Origin of the sequence: Nostoc sp. PCC 7524, from assembly GCF_000316645.1 — a bacterium.
Taxonomy (GTDB): Bacteria; Cyanobacteriota; Cyanobacteriia; order Cyanobacteriales; family Nostocaceae; genus Trichormus.
Genome location: NC_019684.1, coordinates 4,500,001 through 4,519,134, shown reverse-complemented (window position 1 = coordinate 4,519,134; position 19,134 = coordinate 4,500,001). Strand labels below are relative to the sequence as shown.

The following is a 19,134-nucleotide window of genomic DNA, read 5'->3' as shown; positions in this document are numbered from 1 at the left end:
ATAAATACTTTCATTAATTTACTTATTCAGAACGTCAACGCATTCGGCATCACTTTATTGAAGTGACTATTAGCAGCTTGGAAATATTCGGGTTTACCATTAAATTGCAACTGCCCTTGATTGAGCATCACCAACCAATCTGCACGCAGAATAACTTGGGGACGATGGCTAATGAGAATAGTAGTTTTACCACGACGATGATTTAAAATTTGCGCCAGAACTTCATCTTCAGTAACTGGATCGAGATTAGCCGTAGATTCATCCAAAATCAGAATTGGTGGATTCTTTAAAATAGCGCGTGCGATCGCAATTCGCTGTTTTTGCCCACCAGAGATGTTTGCACCCACGACTCCCAAGATGGTTTCATATTGTTGGGGAAACTGGCAAATAAATTCATCGGCTCCCGCAACTCGGCAAGCTTCTATAATTTCTTCAATAGTGGCATTGGGGACACTCAGTCGGAAGTTATCAATAATGGAACGGTGTAAAAAGAAGCTATCTTGAGGGACGAGAACCACTTGCTGACGTAAACAATCGAGGGGTAAATCAGACAAAGCGCGATCGCCTATGAAAATTTCCCCAGATTGTAGAGGATAGAGTCGGGTTAGTAACTTAGCAATGGTACTTTTACCACAACCAGATTTCCCCATAAAAGCGATCACCTGACCACCAGGAATAGTCACGGATAAATTTTCCAGCAGTTTTAACCGACCAGGATAGTAAAAAGTCAGATTTTTGAGTTGAATGTCGGCTGTATCTGACAAGTGAACCCAGGGTTTAGCCGCATCACCTTGATGTTCGGGGATATATTCAAACAGTTCAGCCAGTAAGTTGGTGATGGCTTTAATCTCCGTCCACTCGCTGATGAATTTAACAAATGCGATCGCAAACTGCAAAAAGCCTTCTTTCAAGCCGTAAATGGCAATTAACCTGCCAATAGTGAGGTGATCCTGAAAAACCAGCCAACTACCAAACCAAAGTAAGATAACTGTACCGACACCTGCGATCGCTTCGGAAACTGTCTGATTGCTAACATGGATTTTCGCTGCACGTAAGTTGTATTTTGATTCCCGTTCTGAACGCTCTTGAATTTCTGACCATAGTTGCGGTGCAGCTGCCATTGTTTTCAGGGTTAATGCTCCATTAAATGCTTCAGATAATACCCCAGCATTTTCACCTGCAACGGCAAAGGAACGGTTAGTTACTTGTTTAATTTTCGGTTGAAAAGCCAAAGCTGCGAAGATCATGGCAATGCCTAATCCTACAGTCACTAATCCCAACTGCCAGCTATAAACAAAAATAAAACTAACAGCAACCAAGCCAATAAAGGTTTTAATTGGTAACTCAATCACCAATTGAGAAATCAGCAAATTAATCTGTTGAATATCAGCCAAACGGCGAATTGCCGTACCACTGCGACGAGCTTCATGATAGGACAAAGGCAAATGCAGCACTTGTTTACCAAAATCCAGTTTTAATTCTTTCTGCAACTTTTCTGCAAATGCAGCCACCAAATTCGATTGCGTCCAAGTCAAACCACTATTTACTAGGGTTAACTCCATCACTCCCACAGCCACCAGAGTCAGCAGTTGACTATTATCTTCTACCAAAACTTGGTCGGTGAGGAATTGCAGCAACAATGGAGTAGCTAAAGCTAACAATCCCACCCCTAAATTTAAAGGTAGCAAAATCTGCAAAATTCCCCGTTGTTGCCAGAGACGATGCAGCAAACTAGCAAATGGATTAATCGGAGTTGGGTCTTCAGCTTGAGCCGCAAAACGCTGTGGATCTGGTTCTAGCAATAACATCATATAGCCTTGCCAGTCCTTAAGCAGTTCTTGGCGGGTGAGATAGCGAATACCCATTGCGGGATCGGAAATTACAAACTTCCTACCTTTTCGCCCGTAGAACACCACAAAGTGATAACCTTTCCAGTAAAGAATGGCAGGTAAAGTTAGCTCGTGCAGTTCGTCTAAAATGTCGGGGGATGCCTTAATCGCTTTCGTCTCAAATCCCAAAGCTTGTGCGCCATATTTCAACCCCAACATGGTAGTTCCCCCTTGCCGAGTGCCTACCAATTCTCGAATATAGTTAATTCTTAAACAGCGTCCATAATGTTTGGCGACAATAGCCAGACTCGCGGCTGCACAGTCTTCCCCACTATGTTGTCTTACCCAATGGTACTTCATGACAAAACCTTAGTTGCACTCCAGGCATAACGAATCTCGTCCAAATATGGTTTGAGGCGACGATGAACAAACTTCACCATTGGGGTATTGTCTATATCCACCCGAAAAGTGCCTTTGGTATGGGGAAGATTCTCTACTTGTAGTTGAATTGCTCTAGCTAATAATAAGGTACTGCGGCTCAAAGGCTGAGATTTGGGATTTACAAACATTTGGGTATAGCGGATAGTATCAGGTGCAGTGCGATGGGTAATTATCCAGCCAACTACTTGATTTTGATAGCGTAAGCCCAGACTATTAAGAGGTTCTAGCTTCTTCTCTTCTGAAAATGGATTAAATCGACGCACCAAAGTATCAGTTTCTACTTGCTGTGCAATTTCTTCTCGTTCTTTATTTGTCAAAGTATTCCAAGGAAAAAGGCTGTAATCTGCTGGGAGATTGGCAAGTAAACAATCTAAATATTGCGTCAAGTGCGGTTGCTTAGTTTTTTCAACTCGATCTGTGGAAGCGTAGCAGATCAAGGCTGTAGCTTTGGGTGTAGACCATTTTTGATGGCTGAGAATACCTTCCAAAGCCGGAGAATTAGAACTTGTGAGATAGTTAATCTCGATTTCAGTACAACCTCGGTGCTGAAGTTCTGTTTCCATTCGCGCCATTAATGCTGTACCCACACCCTGGCTACGATGGCTAGGGACAACAAATAAAGAAAGTATTTGCCCATAAACTTGTGGACTATAACGAGCTAAAGCTAACCCAATGGGATTTCCTGCTAACTCAACCCCAATGCCCACAACAGGGACATCGGGTGTCAAGTTCTGCAACAGGAAACGGAAGTGCGGATAAGTAAATTCCTCATAAACAGAGGCATTGGTTGTACCAATCAAAGTCAATTGACATGATTGCACCGTGTCAACGCATGGAATTTTACCCATATTCTTTACTCCCGTTCCTATTGACTTATCAGAGTTCACGTCATCATCTACTTTGACAGTCAAGCTGCTTCAGTCTCTACTGCAATGACTGAGTTACTTGACATGACTTGAAAAACCCCTTCTACGTCCAATCAAATTTCCACCTCCGCAAACAACCTCTAATTCTGAGTCGTTAAGTTCTGGGTACTTAACAGTATTTTGGCTATTGATTTTGGTGTCATTATTGGAATTATTTACAGATTGAGTATTCATGATTAACATCCTAATTTGAGTTATTTCGACTTGTTGAAGCTTGATTTTTTCTGCTTCACAATTACCATAATGAAATGAGAGCAAATAATTGTCGATACAGAAAAGCTAAGGACTTATCTGGCTTAACTGACTTAACTTAATTGGGTAAAACAGCAATAAACTGCACCTGTGGCTGAGAAAAAGGGCGAAAAGTTAAGTCAATCCCCTCTGTGCTAAATCCTTAACTTTTATACATGGACATTAATTTCTAGAAATCCTATAAATAAATTAGTCAATTATTACCCTATAAATGCGATGATACTTTATCTAAAGAGACGGAAGCAAAAGTATCTTTAAAGTATCGTGATGCTGCTTACAATATTAACTGTTCAGTTGTTAACCAAAATATCCAAACAGATCAAACTCTAATTTATCGTGGCGCACTTTATATTAAAAACCAAGTTATATCTACAATTTCCCAATCACGGAGAAGTTTAAAGTGTTTCATCCTACCTTGCCATGATCCGGATCATGGTGAGGCGATTGGCATAAAATTTTACCCCTCAAAACTTTTCAAACACCCTCTTAGGAGTAAAACAATTAATTTTTGCTTTAGTGGTGAGATGAGCCAGAAAAATAACTAAACCTATAGCTGACAATCATTATAGAGGTTTAGATATAGCTTTTTATAGACATTGCTTCTCTGATTACCAAGCTATTATGTACTGGAAAAACCTGCACCATACAATTTGAGGTTGTACATGAAAGTCGCAGTCTTCGGTACAAAAGCCTATGACCGGCAGTTTTTAGAAGCTGCAAATTCTCCCAAGCAACACGATTTGGTGTTTTTTGAACCCCGTCTCAATCAAGATACTGCTATCCTAGCCGCCGGATTTCCGGCGGTTTGCGTATTTGTCCACGATCAAATGGATGCACCTACTTTAGAACTTCTGGCTGCACGAGGAACTCGCTTAGTTGTTCTCCGTTGTGCAGGCTTTAATAATGTGGACTTAAAAGCCGCAGCTAATTTGGGTATTACCGTTGTGCGTGTTCCCGCCTACTCGCCTTATGGAGTTGCAGAACACGCTGTAGGCTTGATTTTGAGTCTGAATCGGAAAATTCATCGTGCTTACAACCGTGTCCGAGAAGGTAACTTTTCCCTAGATGGACTGTTGGGATTTAATTTAAACGGACGCACAGTAGGGATTATCGGTACTGGCAAAATCGGTCTGATTTTAGGACAGATTATGAAAGGGTTTGGCTGTCATCTACTGGCCTATGACGTGTATCACAATCCTGACATGGCAGCATTAGGTGGAAAGTATGTAGAATTACCGGAACTATTTGCCAAGTCTGACATTATCTCTTTGCATTGTCCCCTCACACCGGAAACTCATCATTTCATCAACACCGAGGCGATCGCACAAATGAAACCTGGTGTAATGTTAATTAATACTAGCCGAGGTGGACTCATTGATACCCAAGCCGTCATCGAAGGGCTGAAGACACGTCAGCTAGGCTCGTTGGGTGTGGATGTCTATGAACAAGAATCAGAGCTATTTTTTGAGGATTGGTCTGGACACATCATTCAGGATGATGTCTTTCAAAGGTTGACAACGTTTCCTAATGTCCTGATTACCGGACACCAAGCATTTTTCACAGAAGAGGCTCTGCGTAATATTGCTGATACGACCTTGGCAAATATTACCGATGTGGAACAAGGTCGTACTTGTCCAAATGAGCTGCGTCCTCAACCAGAAGTTGGAGACAAGGTTTTGGTAGCATAAATATATTTGGTATTAAGTCCGGATAATTTAGTGATGATGAGAGCAGTTGCTACAACTCTGGAAACCAGAGCAACGCACTGCCTCCACCATTCCCAATTTCATGACTCCTGGGTAAGTCCTAATTGTTGGCATACATCATTACAATTGAAAACACGCAGTTAAAGCTACAGCCAAACCATCTGCTGCATCATCAGGCTGGGGAATATCTTCTAAATCTAACTCCCGTGCTACCGCCTCTTGTACTTCTGATTTATCTGCATTGCCATAACCTGTTAAGGCTTGTTTAATTTGAGCAGGAGTAAATTCTACATATGGCAGTTGATGCTGCGCCAAGGCTAACATGACCACACCTCTAGCTTGTGCCACAACGATAGTGCTTGACATACGATAGAAAAATAGTTTTTCAATTGCTACTAAATCCGGTTGCACATGGTCTATCAGAGTGTGCAGATCATCGAATAAAGTACATAAACGTTGCCCGACATCTATATTTGCCGCAGTTCTGATTACCCCAAAATCTAAAATATTGATTACTGTCTCTTGGGCATGGGTGGGGCTAGTTGTACAGGTGATTGCCCCAAATCCTAAAATTGCCAGTCCTGGATCTAAGCCTAAAATTCGCTTTTCCATGAAAATATCTTCTACCATGCCAATTTATTGTTTAATAGCCAGTATTGCCAAATTTAACAATGTGGCTCTAGTCTTATGGATCTGAAAAGTTCCATAATTTCATACTTGGTGTTAAAACCAGTTAGTGTACATTTTCTGTTAATTTTTGTTTGTACCACTGTTCCGAATCAGGTATGTCAATCGGTTTTCTCAGACAAGCCCTCAATGCGCTGCAAAAGCAGTCGCGCAGTCGCACTTCCCATCGTGTGAACCAGTGGTTCAAATGGTTATCCCCTGGACTGTCAATCAAACGTTGGTTGTTAATCAGTGTGGGTGGTGTACTGTTGGCAATTCTGGGGTTAGCTATTTGGGTGAAGCTGACCCCTATTTTCTGGATGTTGGAGTTGGTTAGGGGTTTTTTGGGAGCGATCGCTTATATCTTACCTAACTATGTCAGCGGCCCTTTAGTTATACTTTTTGGTCTGTTACTACTGCTGTGGGGACAAACTCGCACTGTTGGTTCAATTACACAGGTACTCCGACCAGATGCAGAAGAGGAACTCATTGATGTACTTTTAGCCCATCGCCGATTGTACCGAGGGCCAAAAATAGTTGTCATTGGTGGTGGTACAGGACTATCTACTTTGCTCCGGGGATTGAAAACCTACAGTGCTAATATTACTGCTATTGTTACTGTTGCCGATGATGGAGGTTCTTCTGGGCGATTGCGCCAGGAATTTGGAGTTTTACCGCCAGGGGATATTCGCAACTGTCTAGCAGCCTTAGCAGATGAAGAAAAATTATTAACAGAATTATTTCAATACCGTTTTCGGGCTGGAGATGGGTTAACTGGTCATAGTTTTGGTAACTTGTTTTTAACAGCCATGAGTGATATCACTGGCGATTTAGAACGGGCTGTAGCTGCTAGTTCCAAAGTGTTAGCAGTGCGAGGACAAGTCTTACCCGCCACTTTAAGCGATGTTCGTCTCTGGGCAGAATTAGCTGACGGCCGTCGGATTGAGGGCGAGTCGAATATCCCCAAAGCCGGAGGGACAATTGTTAACATTGGTTGCATTCCTGCTAACCCACCAGCTTTGCCAGCCGCGATTAAAGCTATTAAAGAAGCTGACTATATTATTATTGGCCCAGGTAGCCTTTATACCAGCATAATTCCTAACTTATTAGTCACAGAAATTGCGGATGCGATCGCAGCATCCGAAGCCCCCCGCATTTATGTCTGCAACATTATGACCCAACCAGGAGAAACTCAAGGGTATAGTGTTGCTGATCACATTCGGGCTGTTGATGTTGCTTGTGGGCAAAGACAACTATTTGATGCTGTATTAGTACACAAAAAATCACCCTCAGCCCAATCACTTATCCGCTACGCACAACAAAATTCCCATCCCGTTTTTTTAGACAGAGAAGCTGTATCCCAACTAGGAAGAAGAATTGTTTTAGCTAATGTGATGTACGAAGATGAAACCGGTTTTGTGCGTCACAATCCTCAGAAGTTAGCAAAAGTCCTATTAAAGTGGTACAGTGGCGCTCATCATGGAAAATGAGAATTCAGCCCACATTCCACAGTCCATAGTCCACAGTTAGACTTCCAAATAAAAATATCTCATTGCTGACTCAACGAAGAAATGACTTTGCCTATTGCCTAAATTATGAAAATTTTGCTAGCAGATACAGAAGCAACGCTACACTTGGGTATCAGTCTTGGGCAAACTCTGAGTGCTGGTAGCGTAATTCTTTTAGAAGGTGACTTAGGTGCTGGTAAGACTACGTTGGTGCAGGGTATCGGACAAGGTTTAGGTATCACTGATCCAATTGTTAGTCCTACTTTCACACTAATTAATGAGTATTTAGAAGGACGTTTACCCCTTTACCATCTTGATTTGTATCGCTTAGAACCACAAGAGGTTTCAGCTTTAAATATAGAAATCTATTGGGAAGGTGTTGAGGTGACTCCAGGTATTGTAGCGATTGAGTGGGCAGAACGAATGCCTTACAAGCCAAGTAGTTTTCTACAAGTGCATTTGACTTATGGAGATGAGGGCATTCGTCAAGCTGAAATCATACCATTTAACTGCACCATCAACGAATTTATTGCTGTTATGTGAAATGTCTTGCTCAATTTGGGTAAAAACGCTGTCAACATTTCTACAGATTAGTTTGCTAGTTGAATACAGTACATTTTGACATTGAGGAGGGTAAATCAACAAATTTACCCCCAAGTACACCCGTATTCTCCTAAATGTATCAGCACAAACAGCGTCATTCCCAATTTAACCTCACAGTCTGACGACAATCCAAAATATTCCACGATAGTCGAGGGAGAATTCCGCACTCGTTCTATCTACCGCTACCACGCTCATCAAGAAAATTCACTAACATAGTTATCTGCTTTAATCCCAAAATCAATGAAATATGATTCACAAGCACATTTGTGGTGATATTTACCATCTACTCAATTGCTGGCTGAGGTTAGCTAAATTGCGTATTCTCGCGGTGAATATGGTAGTAGATGGGTAAAAAAATAACTCAAATTGTCTTCAAAAATGGTTTTGCAGGCGATATCTAGTAATGAACAAGATTTTTTTAATACCTGCTTTTTCAATAAATTAGATTGATATAAAAACTCACATAAACTTGTCCTTTGGTGAATAATTTTGTTGTTCTGGCTGTTATCAGTTCTCAGTGAACCAGTCAATACTGGTAAAAATTTTGTGTTTTATGCACTACGGTTGTTACTGTTAACCCATTCCTTAATCGTCTCTAGATATTTGTCCTGGAGTTGGCTAGAACAATTGCCTATTCTTGGTTTCTGACGGTGTTATGCTCAGTAAGGCTAAGATTTTTAGCCATAATATTGCTGAAACAGTAGGCAATCAGAGATGTCAGAAATAGGTTTTAAGGGGGTACAAATTAAGTGCATCTAAAATTTTTATATGTATAAAACATAGTTGTCTCAGAAATTTGCCCGTTTACTTAAACCTATTGTTCTCTACAGTTATTTGCTCAAACATCCGGATAGTTAATCCCAAAAAGCTAACGGAGACAAGTTAAATCATGACTAATTTCCGTACTAGCCGTCTAAGCTGTCCTGGTACTTAAGTATTCCCAAACTCAACTCAGGATCTATACTCATAAAGTTACTAATTGTTAATTATGAGATAAACTGATTTTGGTTAATTCTTCTGACAAGAAATTCTTATGATTAACTCTAGGTTTATGAAAATTGCAGCAATTCTAACGAGATGGTTTAGTATTTATACGAAAATCTTCAGTATAAACACTAGCCAAATGATTTAAAAAATTTCCCCTAAATTTTTTTACGTAAAAATACTAATTGGACAGAATAAAATCAGCGATCGCATCCTTTACTTTCGGGCCATGGCCATTTCTGGTGTAATAAGTGCGCCCTTCTTCAATAAATTGAGATGCAGCATATATTAACTGTTCAACCATCTGATCTCTAGCATCATCCATATCTTCACTAATCAGGGTTTGAGTAAACCTGTTCACTCGTTCGTTTCGTTTCAAAAGGTTACGAGTATCTTTATAAGTTTCCTCTTGTTTGGCTTGAAATTTCTCGTTCAAATCAAACTGAAGACGCAAGTAGCGTTGAGAATTGTATCCGCCCATGATTTGACGACAAATGGTACTGCTAATCTCAGATGTCGGCTCCATAAAGATATCGATGAGGTGTTGCGCCCAGTGTATGCTTCGCCAATCTTTGACTTGCTCATATAGATATGGTTCGCCAGTTTGCCCAGTCCCAATCGACAAAATCGCAATATCTTCTAAACCCACACCATTCAAGTTATATTGCTGCTTGATTGCCGATGAAATGGAAGACTGACTCAACCTCATGACTAAACTGAGTGCGGCTAGTGCTGGGTTATTAGCACATACCCCTCCATCAATATGAGGAAAAACCCAATGGCCGAATTTTTCTTTGTTAACTGGCTCTAATTTATAAGGTGGAAAGAAGGTAGGCGCAGCCGCAGATGCAGTACATATCTGCCACAAATAACACTCGTCGTACCATCTCGCTCCCAAATCTGGATGACAATTAGTAAAAAATGTCGTGTTCCGATACAGAGTATCGTAAGCCAGAATTAAGATAATAGGTTTTTCAATATCCTGGATACGTTTGTAACCCAACACACCCGTTAGGGCATCAATCAGTCCTTGATGAGCATACTTAGGTGGTGAAAATGCCTCTAAAAGTGGTTGGATAAAACGAGGCATTTTTTTGTAGCGTTCTTTTCGATGAATGGGGAATATCTGCCTACCCTGTTCTCTATACAGTTGAATTAATTCGACACTTTGTTTCTGCGCTGCAATACCGGCTGTCAAAATCGACCCTGTGGAAGTGCCGGCAATTAGGTCAAAATATTCGTGTAAAGACTTACCCTGATGTTTTTGAATTTGTCGCTCCACTTCTTGAAGGATGCGTGCTGTAACTACTCCACGTATACCGCCACCATCCAAACTCAAGATTTTGAAGGACATTGTCGTTCTCCTTAATAGTATTTTGTTGTTTAGTTAAGGTATAGTTTCTGACCTAGACAGAAATTATACCAATTCAAAATACCCTATGGATTCTTAGTTGACAAAATGTCCCCTAGGGCAGGAGTACAAAATTCAAGACAAATTCTGTCTCCTGCCTCCTTAACTGCATACACTATGCTTGATATTCAAGCTCTTCTTTGCTATGAGAAACTTAAAGCTTGACCCCGCACTTCTGTATTTAATTGCCCTTTGTCATAGACAATTTGACCCCCGACAATAGTTGTGACAGCCCACCCTGTGAGATTCCAGCCTTCAAAGGGACTCCAGCGACACTTGGTTAATAATTCCTCTCGTCGGACGGGACGGTAAGTGTTCAAATCTACTAGAACTAAATCAGCATCGTAGCCGGGAGCGATCGCACCTTTATTGGGAATACCATAAGCCTCAGCTACAGCCTTAGACATCCAATTCACGACTTGGGGAACGGTACATTTTCCCTCCATTGCCGAGGTTAACATCACAGCTAGGGAAGTTTCCACCCCTGGCATCCCAGAGGGCGTATTGGGATATTCTTGAGCTTTTTCTTCTAGGGTATGGGGTGCGTGATCTGTGGCAATGAAATCAATTACACCATCCCGCAACGCTTGCCAGAGGACTTCATTATCGTGGGGCGATCGCAAGGGCGGATTCATCTGTGCTAATGTGCCAATCTTTTCATAGGCACTGGTATTTAACACCAAATGCTGTGGTGTTACCTCTGCTGTCACCCAACTGGGTTTATCTTGACGTAGCAGTTCTGCTTCCTCAGCCGTGGACATATGCAGAATATGTAACCGACGCTGATATTTTTTAGCAAGTTTTAATGCTAACTGTGTTGCTAAAAGTGCGGCTTGATTATCTTGAATTTGGGAGTGAACTGCCGGATCATGAATACCTGCAAATTCTTGGCGGCGTTGATTGATTCTGGTTTGGTCTTCGGCGTGAACGGCTATCAGACGCTGACCTTGAGCAAATATGGACTCTAGCAACGCTTCTTGATCAACCAAGAGTTGACCGTGCATTGACCCCATGAAAATCTTGATTCCTGGTGTGGGTGAGGCAGCCAGCAAATCTGGTAAGTTATCTGCTGTTGCCCCAATAAAAAAGCCATAATTAACTAAGCACTTTTGGGAGGCGCGTTGTAACTTGTCGTCTAAAGCCTCCTGGTTAATGGTCAAAGGACGAGTGTTGGGCATTTCTAAAAAAGATGTCACTCCACCTTTGGCACAGGCACAACTGGCGGTGAATAAATCTTCCTTATGTTCTAACCCTGGTTCGCGGAAATGTACCTGCGGGTCTATGACTCCCGGCAACAAAGTTAACCCTTGTGCGTCAATTTCTCTGGCGGGGATTGTTGTGGCAATTTCTGGTGCAACTTCCACAATCAGGCGATCGCGTATCAGCACATCTCCTACCATGAATTCACCATTAGGTAAGATCATGCGAGCGTGACGAATTAGTAAACTTTGGGGTGATGACATGAGATTAACAATTTTCTAACAGGAAGCTCAAGATAGAGAAAAATCTACTTTTCGGTCAAGTTGACGAGAAATTTTTGTTATAGAATTTTGCAGTTCCTGAAAAAATTTATTTTAAATTTATGAATATACTTGCTATTAGAGCCATATCCATCGCGAACTGCAACCACTTGGTTCATTCAATAGTCCAATGATTACTCAATCAACTTTCTGTCGTTAAGATTAACAAATATAGTCTCCCTCAACGAGTCCATTAACTTGCATTTTTCCTTACTTCAGTAATTTCATGCAAAATCAAGTGTCTGACAACAATTCTAGTAAACAAACCGATAATTCCTGGATCGCAGAGCTAGGTAGAACAGTTGTATTAAGTATCGTCCTAGCCTTGGGCATTCGTACCTTCGTAGCAGAAGCACGCTGGATTCCTTCTGGCTCTATGGAACCCACTTTACACGGAACTCCAAACCAATGGGAGGCAGACAAGATTATTGTTGATAAATTGAAGTATAGATTCTCTGCACCACAACGGGGAGATATTGTAGTTTTTTCACCTACAGAAGAGTTACAAAAAGAACAATATCAGGATGCTTTCATTAAACGGATCATTGGCTTACCCGGAGAAACAGTAGAAATTAAAAATGGCAAAGTCTACATCAACAAAAAACCTCTTGATGAAGACAAATATCTCAAAATTCAGGGAAGTACGGTTATTGATGTTTGTACATCTGGTCAACAACCGCCATTCTTAGCTAAACCCCAAACCATACCACCCAATTCTTATCTTGTGCTAGGCGACAACCGTAATAGCAGCTACGATAGCCGTTGTTGGGGTGTTGTTCCTCGTCAGAATATTATCGGTCGTGCCATAATTCGCTTTTGGCCACTCAATAATATTGGAGAAATTGATAAGTCACCACTCTATGGACAGTGAATAATTAATTGTCTACCGAATAGAATTTTGGGGTGAAAAAACAAAATAACTACTTTGTATATTGCCTAAATGATGACTGTTCACCCCAGTCAAACCATTTGGGATTTTTGATTTGGGCTTGATTATACAGATAAATTTGGCAGCCTTGACCATTTAGGAACTATTGTTCAATTCATAATTTTTATAACAAAGATTTCTATTCAAAATGCACCACTTTGCATCTATATGAGGTACATTTCTATAGCCTCTTTCTCCGCTAAATTTGCACTGCACCCAATCGTTATATATATTTACAATTATTCATAATAATAAATAAAAATTATTATTAATTAACTGTACCAACTACATACTAATTTTTTGACTTTATTGAAGATACAGATTTTCAACAGGTTGGAGCAGAACCAAAATCTGCACACTGGGAATCTAGACAATATTTGGGAAATTTCCTCTAGGTTGAGGAAAAATGTACATATGAGTAATTTATAGCACTTATTATCTTATCACTGCTATTAGGGTGCTAATAGCGACATCTAAGCTAAAAACCAGTCTTTTGGGAATCTATGTAAATATATCTTTTCCCTCAGTCATACATATTTATGTATTGTCAGATGATAGGGAACACATTATGGTGTTATAACAAAGTTTGAGGTTTCAATTTCAGTAGATATGCGTTTACAGCATGAGTACGAACTAATAAAATTCTGTAAGTTTATATACTGATATCAGCTACTTGCTTGATGTTTTTCCCTATTTTTTTAAGTATTAACCCTTAAAGATAAGGTAGCTGATATGTCTTATATTCTCTATCATTAGTGTCAGGAAAAATTTCAACATCCATGTTGTTCCAACTTCAGTCTGTTAAATTCCCTCATCACTCAATTAGCAAAGTTTTTGCCCAGTTGTCTCTCAAGTTAGCTCTGATTAGTCTTTTAGTGTTGCAGATTGACAGGGTGGTGAAACTGATGGGTGATCTCTTGTGCAGACAGCTAACTACTCAATTAACAACTGAAATTTTGTTCGCTCAACTTCTATTGCAGCCAAGTTGTTCTTTCTGGCGTAGTTTTTTGCAGCGCAAGTTAGGGAAGCAAGCATCAGGCATGGCATGGAACAATACCTGACATATCAATATGTTTAACTACCCACTTTAGCCAAGAAAATGACTACCGATGGATACCAGCAGATGAGACTCCAGCCATGTTCTGACGCACGACAGAAGTTAACCAACTCATCAGAAATCAAATTGTGTGGCCACAGTGCGATCACGCCAGTCCCATCTGTAACAGTGCCGATTTATGATGAATCTGGTAAAATCGCCTTTGCGATCGCTAATTTTGCTGACATTACCCCGTGTAATCAACCAGAGCAGTTACTAGCAGAGTACAACCGTGTTGTCGAAGCTGAAGTCAAAAAACGTACCCAAGAACTCCTAGTAGTCATTGAGCAACTGCAAAGCTCTCAACAAGAACTGATTAAACGTCAGCAAGCAGCTGAACAAGCAAATTTCGCCAAAAGCGAATTTTTAGCAAACATGAGTCATGAATTGCGGACACCCCTCAACGCCATATTGGGATTCACGCAAATCATGAGCCATGACCATACACTTTCTACTGAAAATCAGCAGAACTTGGAAATTATTAACCGTGCTGGCGAACATCTACTCAACTTAATCAATGACATTTTGGACATTTCCAAAATTGAAGCAGGCAGAACTACTTTAAATCTCAGCAACTTTGATTTACTTCACCTTTTGGATAACGTGCAGAAAATATTGCAAGTTCGTGCAGCCGCAAAAGGTTTACAGTTGAAATTTGAATATGCAGCCAATTTACCCCGATACATACAAACAGACGCAAGTAAACTACGTCAAATCCTACTCAACATCTTGAGTAATGCCATCAAATATACAGCATCTGGTAGTGTGACATTGAGAGTAAAACTGGGAACTGGAGATAAAGAGAGAAATCCAAGCAGTTGCTTCTTCCCCATTGAACATTGCAACACCAGGGGACAAAGAAGTAAAGCCACCACCTTGTCACCCCCCTCTCCTTTGTCTGTTACCCATCTCCCATCCCTCATCTTTGAAATTCAAGATACTGGCATGGGAATTGCCCCACAAGAACTTGATCTATTGTTTGAAGCTTTTAGACAAACTGAAAGTGGTAGAAAATCACAACAAGGAACGGGATTAGGGCTAGTAATTAGTCGTAAATATGTGCAACTGATGGGGGGAGATATTACTGTATTTAGCACCGTAGGTATTGGGAGTAAATTTACTTTTAATATTCAGGTTGATTTAATCTCTGCTAGTGAGATTCAACTCCCACCCACCCCAGATGCAGTAATTGGCTTATTGCCACAACAAAAACAATATCGCATCTTAGTTGTCGATGATGTCACTGACAACCGTCTGTTACTTGTAAAACTTCTATCATCGCTTGGCTTCTCCGTGCGAGAAGCGACTAACGGTCAAGAAGCTCTTACTCAATGGCATTCATGGCAACCTCACTTAATTTTGATGGATATGCGAATGCCTGTGATGGATGGTTATGAGGCGACACGTTTGATTCGTAACCATGAAATGCAACATGAAAAGCCCATACTTACGTCAATTAGGAACAACTCTACAACTCAATGTCTTCCTAACTTGAGATATTTATCCGAATGTATGAGTGCCGTACAGTCAAAAACAAACACTCGCACAATCATCATTGCTCTTACTGCCATTGCTTTTGAGGAAGAACGACAAAAAATTCTATCTAGTGGTTGTGATGATTGTATTTGTAAGCCTTTTGTACAGGGAGTATTACTGGAAAAACTCAAAAAATATTTAGGGATAAAATATATTACTGAAGTCAAAATGCCTAAAGCCACAGATTTAGATTCGGACAGATCAATACTACCAAGTGAAACTGATATTGTATTGAATTTGTCAAAAATGTCATCTGATTGGCGAAAAAAGTTATATTACGCCGCAGCTAGTTGTAGTGATGAGTTAATTTTTAAATTAATCCAGCAAATACCTTCAAGCAATAATTTCATTGCCCAATTTATCAAGGATTTAGCGAACAACTATCAATTTGAAAAAATTATGAATCTGATTAAGATAAATGCAGAATGAATTACCAGCAGTTAGAGCAATATAAAACAGATATTTTGATAATTGACGATATGGTAGATAATCTGCGAGTTTTGTCTTCAATTCTCAGCAGAGCAGGATATAACGTTCGCAAAGCTTTAGACTGGCAGATGGCTTGGACTGCTTGTCAGACATTATTACCGGATTTAATCTTACTTGATATTATGATGCCGGAAATAGATGGTTATGAAGTTTGTCAGCGTTTTAAAGCTTGGGATTTAACTGCAAATATTCCCATAATTTTTATTAGTGCTTTAGATGATGTATTTGATAAAGTTAAAGCTTTTAAAATCGGTGCGGTTGACTATATTAGCAAACCATTTGAACTAGAAGAAGTTTTGGTACGAGTGCAAAATCAAATTACATTGAGGACAGCACAGTTAGAAATAATCACACTAAATTCTCAACTAGAACAAAGGGTAAAACAGCGTACCTGGGAGCTAGAAACTACTCTGCAAAAACTACAAAGAGAAATTTCTGTTCGCCAATCACTGCAAAGTAAATTATTAGACTTAGCTTTACATGATTCACTTACTGGCTTACCAAACCGAGTTTTATTTATCAAGCGACTAGAAAAAGCTTTGATTCGTACTCAACAAGAGGCTAATTATCATTTTGCAGTCCTGTGTTTAGACTGCGATCGCTTCAAGGTAGTCAATGATTCTTTAGGGCATTTAGTGGGAGATGAATTGCTAATTGTCATTGCTCGTCGGCTAGAATCATGCTTAACATCTTTTGATACAATAGCAAGATTAGGTGGTGATGAATTTGGGATCATTTTAGATAAACTAACAGATGTCTGCCAAGCAATTCAAGTAGCAGAATCTATTTTACAAAAATTATCGCTTCCTTTTAAATTATCAAGATATGAAGTATTTATGAATGTCAGTATAGGCATTAACTGGGGAGGTCAAAACTACGATAAACCAGAGCATTTGCTACGGGATACTGACACGGCGATGTATCATGCAAAAGCTCTAGGTAAAGGTAGATATCATGTTTTTGCTCCTAAAATGTATCAAGAAGCCATCGAATTATTAGAGATGGAAAATGACCTCCGTAAAGCTATTGAAAGAGAAGAATTCATTATTTATTATCAGCCAATTATTTCGATAAATACAGGTAAAATATCTGGATTTGAAGCACTTTTACGCTGGCAACACCCAACTCATGGTTTAGTTTATCCTACAAATTTTATTCCTGTAGCTGAAGAAACTGGTTTGATTAATCCGATTAATATGTGGGTATTACAGTCAGCCTGTCAGCAATTGCAGATCTGGCAAAATCACTCGACGGCATCTCAAACTCTGACCATGAGCGTGAATTTAAGTGCTGGCTTGTTTTACCAACCTAACTTTATCGCCCAAATTGATAATATTCTTTGTGATACGCAAGTAAATCCAGCGAGCCTAGAAATAGAAATTACAGAAAGTGTTATTATGAAAAATACTGATGAAATCAAAATTATTTTACAACAATTGAAAGATAGAAAAATTAAACTAATTATGGATGACTTTGGCACAGGTTATTCTTCGTTAAGTTATTTACATATGTTTCCTTTTGACGCTTTAAAAATTGATCAATCATTTGTCAAACTCATGCAGGAAAACAAAGAAAATATGGGATTAGTGCCAGCGATGATTGGCATTGCCACCTCGATGGGTATGACTGCAATCGCTGAAGGAGTGGAAACTCCAGAACAATTAGCACAACTAAAAAATTTAAACTGTCATTTTGCTCAAGGATATTTATTTTCTCAAGCTATATCCCAGAAACTGGTTCTCGAATTGATGCAGTCATCACCTCAATGGTAAAATGAAATTATTGACCAGCTTGTTTGCACATCAAAGTTTCTCTACAGATATAGCAACTCCTCAGTAACTGAGAAGGAAATTCTCTCAAAAAAACACGAATTAGCCTTCATACAGAAGTTTTTGAATTGAAACCCTGTCAAAACGCGATCGCCAACAAGATTTTTGGCATAGACAAATCGTTGCCATCACGTCTATTTGCCCAAATTCTAACCAAATGCAGACAATTTAACAGATGAAGTAAATCAATAAATTGAGAACTCAGAATCAAAGAATTAGAATTTTTATTGATCCCAGACTTCTATTTTCAGTCACATAAAAGCATAATAGAAATGTGACTGATCCTTTAACCTCTTTACAATCTCTAAAACAAGGCCGCTGGTTCAAGCTCATCTGCGGAGCCAGTTTCCAACATCTACCCGCAGTCAGAAGTTTAACATTAGCCTATACCTTAGCGGGCGCTGACTGTATAGATGTTGCAGCTGATCCAGCAGTGATCAGCGCCGCCCAAGAAGCCTTAAAAGTAGCCAAAACCTTAGTTAAAGATGCCCAAACACGAGGCTTTAATTACAAAGGTAGCTCACCGCTTTTAATGGTGAGCTTGAATGATGGAGAAGACCCGCATTTTCGTAAAGCAGAGTTTAATCCTCAAGATTGTCCACCAGACTGCTCCAGACCCTGCGAAAAGATTTGTCCAGCCCAAGCCATCGTATTCAACTCCCTAAAAGAGAATTTTTCAGGAGTTGAGCCGGAAAAATGCTATGGCTGCGGTCGTTGCTTGCCAGTTTGTCCATATGATATAATTTATACAAAGTCCTATGTGACAACGCCTGGAGCGATCGCGCCATTGGTAATATCAACGGGAATAGATGCCATAGAAATACACACTAAAGTAGGTCGTTTGGCAGAATTTCAAAGATTATGGCAAGTAATTTCACCATGGGTAGAGCAATTAAAGGTACTAGCCATTAGTTGCCCTGATGGAGAAGGTATAGTCAAATATCTTCAATCTATCTCTGACTTAATTTCTCCGGTTCGTACTACTTTAATTTGGCAAACAGACGGCCGTCCTATGAGTGGGGATATTGGCGATGGCACCACATTAGCCACTATCAAATTAGGACAAAAAGTTTTGACAGCTAAATTACCAGGATATGTACAATTAGCAGGTGGCACTAACAGCTACACAGTTGCTAAGTTAAAAGCAATGGCACTACTGAACAGAGTAGGGGAAGACTCCGACCCTCAGACACTCAGCTCCTCAGCATCCATTGCTGGAGTCGCCTATGGTAGCTATGCCCGTGTAATGCTAGCACCCATTATTGAACAGTTGGAAAACAAGGAGGTGAAAAATAATGTCAAGGTGACTGTTCGCCTGGAAGAAGAACCAGACTTACTCTGGCAAGCAGTAGAGCTTGCGTCTTCCCTTGTTTCCCAGATCAAGTCACAGCAGGAACGCTAATCGCTCGT

The 19,134-nt window shown here is 40.1% G+C and carries 15 protein-coding genes; 9 read left to right on the top strand and 6 right to left on the bottom strand.

Going from position 1 to position 19,134, the window contains the following annotated elements:
• Positions 1-26: 26 nt before the first annotated feature.
• The 3 genes from NOS7524_RS18015 to NOS7524_RS30180 form a co-directional block, all read right to left on the bottom strand.
• Positions 27-2,189: a peptidase domain-containing ABC transporter gene (locus NOS7524_RS18015; RefSeq protein ID WP_015139918.1), complete on the bottom strand. Its 2,163-nt coding sequence runs from the start codon at positions 2,187-2,189 to the stop codon at positions 27-29.
• Complete coding sequence (locus NOS7524_RS18010) at positions 2,186-3,118, bottom strand: GNAT family N-acetyltransferase (RefSeq protein ID WP_015139917.1); 933 nt, start codon at positions 3,116-3,118, stop codon at positions 2,186-2,188. Before NOS7524_RS18010 ends, NOS7524_RS18015 begins: the two co-directional genes overlap by 4 nt.
• 93 nt (positions 3,119-3,211) lie before the next feature.
• A complete protein-coding gene (locus tag NOS7524_RS30180; RefSeq protein WP_015139916.1) occupies positions 3,212-3,370 on the bottom strand; it encodes a hypothetical protein in 159 nt (52 codons plus the stop codon).
• 266 nt (positions 3,371-3,636) lie between these two features.
• On the opposite strand from NOS7524_RS30180, the gene NOS7524_RS31205 reads away from it, so the two are divergent.
• On the top strand, positions 3,637-3,993 hold the full coding sequence (locus NOS7524_RS31205) for a DUF4278 domain-containing protein (RefSeq protein ID WP_083882657.1): 357 nt from the start codon (positions 3,637-3,639) through the stop codon (positions 3,991-3,993).
• A 117-nt stretch (positions 3,994-4,110) separates the two neighbouring features.
• Positions 4,111-5,136 carry a 2-hydroxyacid dehydrogenase gene (locus tag NOS7524_RS18000; protein WP_015139915.1) on the top strand — a complete coding sequence of 342 codons (1,026 nt, stop codon included), beginning with the start codon at positions 4,111-4,113 and terminating at the stop codon, positions 5,134-5,136.
• A gap of 138 nt (positions 5,137-5,274) precedes the next feature.
• Here NOS7524_RS18000 and ruvC read toward each other — a convergent pair whose 3' ends face one another.
• Positions 5,275-5,766: a crossover junction endodeoxyribonuclease RuvC gene (gene ruvC, locus NOS7524_RS17995; RefSeq protein ID WP_041555833.1), complete on the bottom strand. Its 492-nt coding sequence runs from the start codon at positions 5,764-5,766 to the stop codon at positions 5,275-5,277.
• Positions 5,767-5,939: 173 nt separating this feature from the next.
• On the opposite strand from ruvC, the gene NOS7524_RS17990 reads away from it, so the two are divergent.
• Both NOS7524_RS17990 and NOS7524_RS17985 read left to right on the top strand, forming a co-directional pair.
• Positions 5,940-7,310, top strand: a complete 1,371-nt coding sequence (locus NOS7524_RS17990) for a gluconeogenesis factor YvcK family protein (RefSeq protein WP_015139913.1) — start codon at positions 5,940-5,942, stop codon at positions 7,308-7,310.
• Between the two features lie 105 nt (positions 7,311-7,415).
• Positions 7,416-7,871: a bifunctional alanine racemase/tRNA (adenosine(37)-N6)-threonylcarbamoyltransferase complex ATPase subunit type 1 TsaE gene (locus tag NOS7524_RS17985; protein WP_015139912.1), complete on the top strand. Its 456-nt coding sequence runs from the start codon at positions 7,416-7,418 to the stop codon at positions 7,869-7,871.
• A gap of 1,225 nt (positions 7,872-9,096) precedes the next feature.
• Here the strand turns inward: NOS7524_RS17985 and NOS7524_RS17980 are convergent.
• Together NOS7524_RS17980 and NOS7524_RS17975 are read right to left on the bottom strand one after the other, a co-directional pair.
• A complete protein-coding gene (locus NOS7524_RS17980; RefSeq protein ID WP_015139911.1) occupies positions 9,097-10,269 on the bottom strand; it encodes a patatin-like phospholipase family protein in 1,173 nt (390 codons plus the stop codon).
• A 200-nt stretch (positions 10,270-10,469) separates the two neighbouring features.
• Positions 10,470-11,789, bottom strand: a complete 1,320-nt coding sequence (locus tag NOS7524_RS17975; RefSeq protein WP_015139910.1) for a dihydroorotase — start codon at positions 11,787-11,789, stop codon at positions 10,470-10,472.
• A 283-nt stretch (positions 11,790-12,072) separates the two neighbouring features.
• On the opposite strand from NOS7524_RS17975, the gene lepB reads away from it, so the two are divergent.
• The 5 genes from lepB (at position 12,073) to ldpA (ending at position 19,126) form a co-directional block, all read left to right on the top strand.
• Positions 12,073-12,717: a signal peptidase I gene (gene lepB, locus NOS7524_RS17970; protein ID WP_015139909.1), complete on the top strand. Its 645-nt coding sequence runs from the start codon at positions 12,073-12,075 to the stop codon at positions 12,715-12,717.
• 812 nt (positions 12,718-13,529) lie between these two features.
• Positions 13,530-13,835 (top strand): hypothetical protein, encoded by a 306-nt coding sequence (locus tag NOS7524_RS17965; protein WP_144050886.1) that lies wholly within the window; start codon positions 13,530-13,532, stop codon positions 13,833-13,835.
• Between the two features lie 38 nt (positions 13,836-13,873).
• On the top strand, positions 13,874-15,835 hold the full coding sequence (locus NOS7524_RS17960; protein WP_015139907.1) for an ATP-binding protein: 1,962 nt from the start codon (positions 13,874-13,876) through the stop codon (positions 15,833-15,835).
• Complete coding sequence (locus NOS7524_RS17955; protein ID WP_015139906.1) at positions 15,832-17,667, top strand: GGDEF/EAL domain-containing response regulator; 1,836 nt, start codon at positions 15,832-15,834, stop codon at positions 17,665-17,667. The genes NOS7524_RS17960 and NOS7524_RS17955 overlap by 4 nt, the downstream gene beginning before the upstream one ends.
• A 331-nt stretch (positions 17,668-17,998) precedes the next feature.
• Positions 17,999-19,126, top strand: coding sequence for a circadian clock protein LdpA (ldpA, locus tag NOS7524_RS17950; protein WP_015139905.1), 1,128 nt, complete (start codon positions 17,999-18,001; stop codon positions 19,124-19,126).
• Positions 19,127-19,134: the final 8 nt, after the last annotated feature.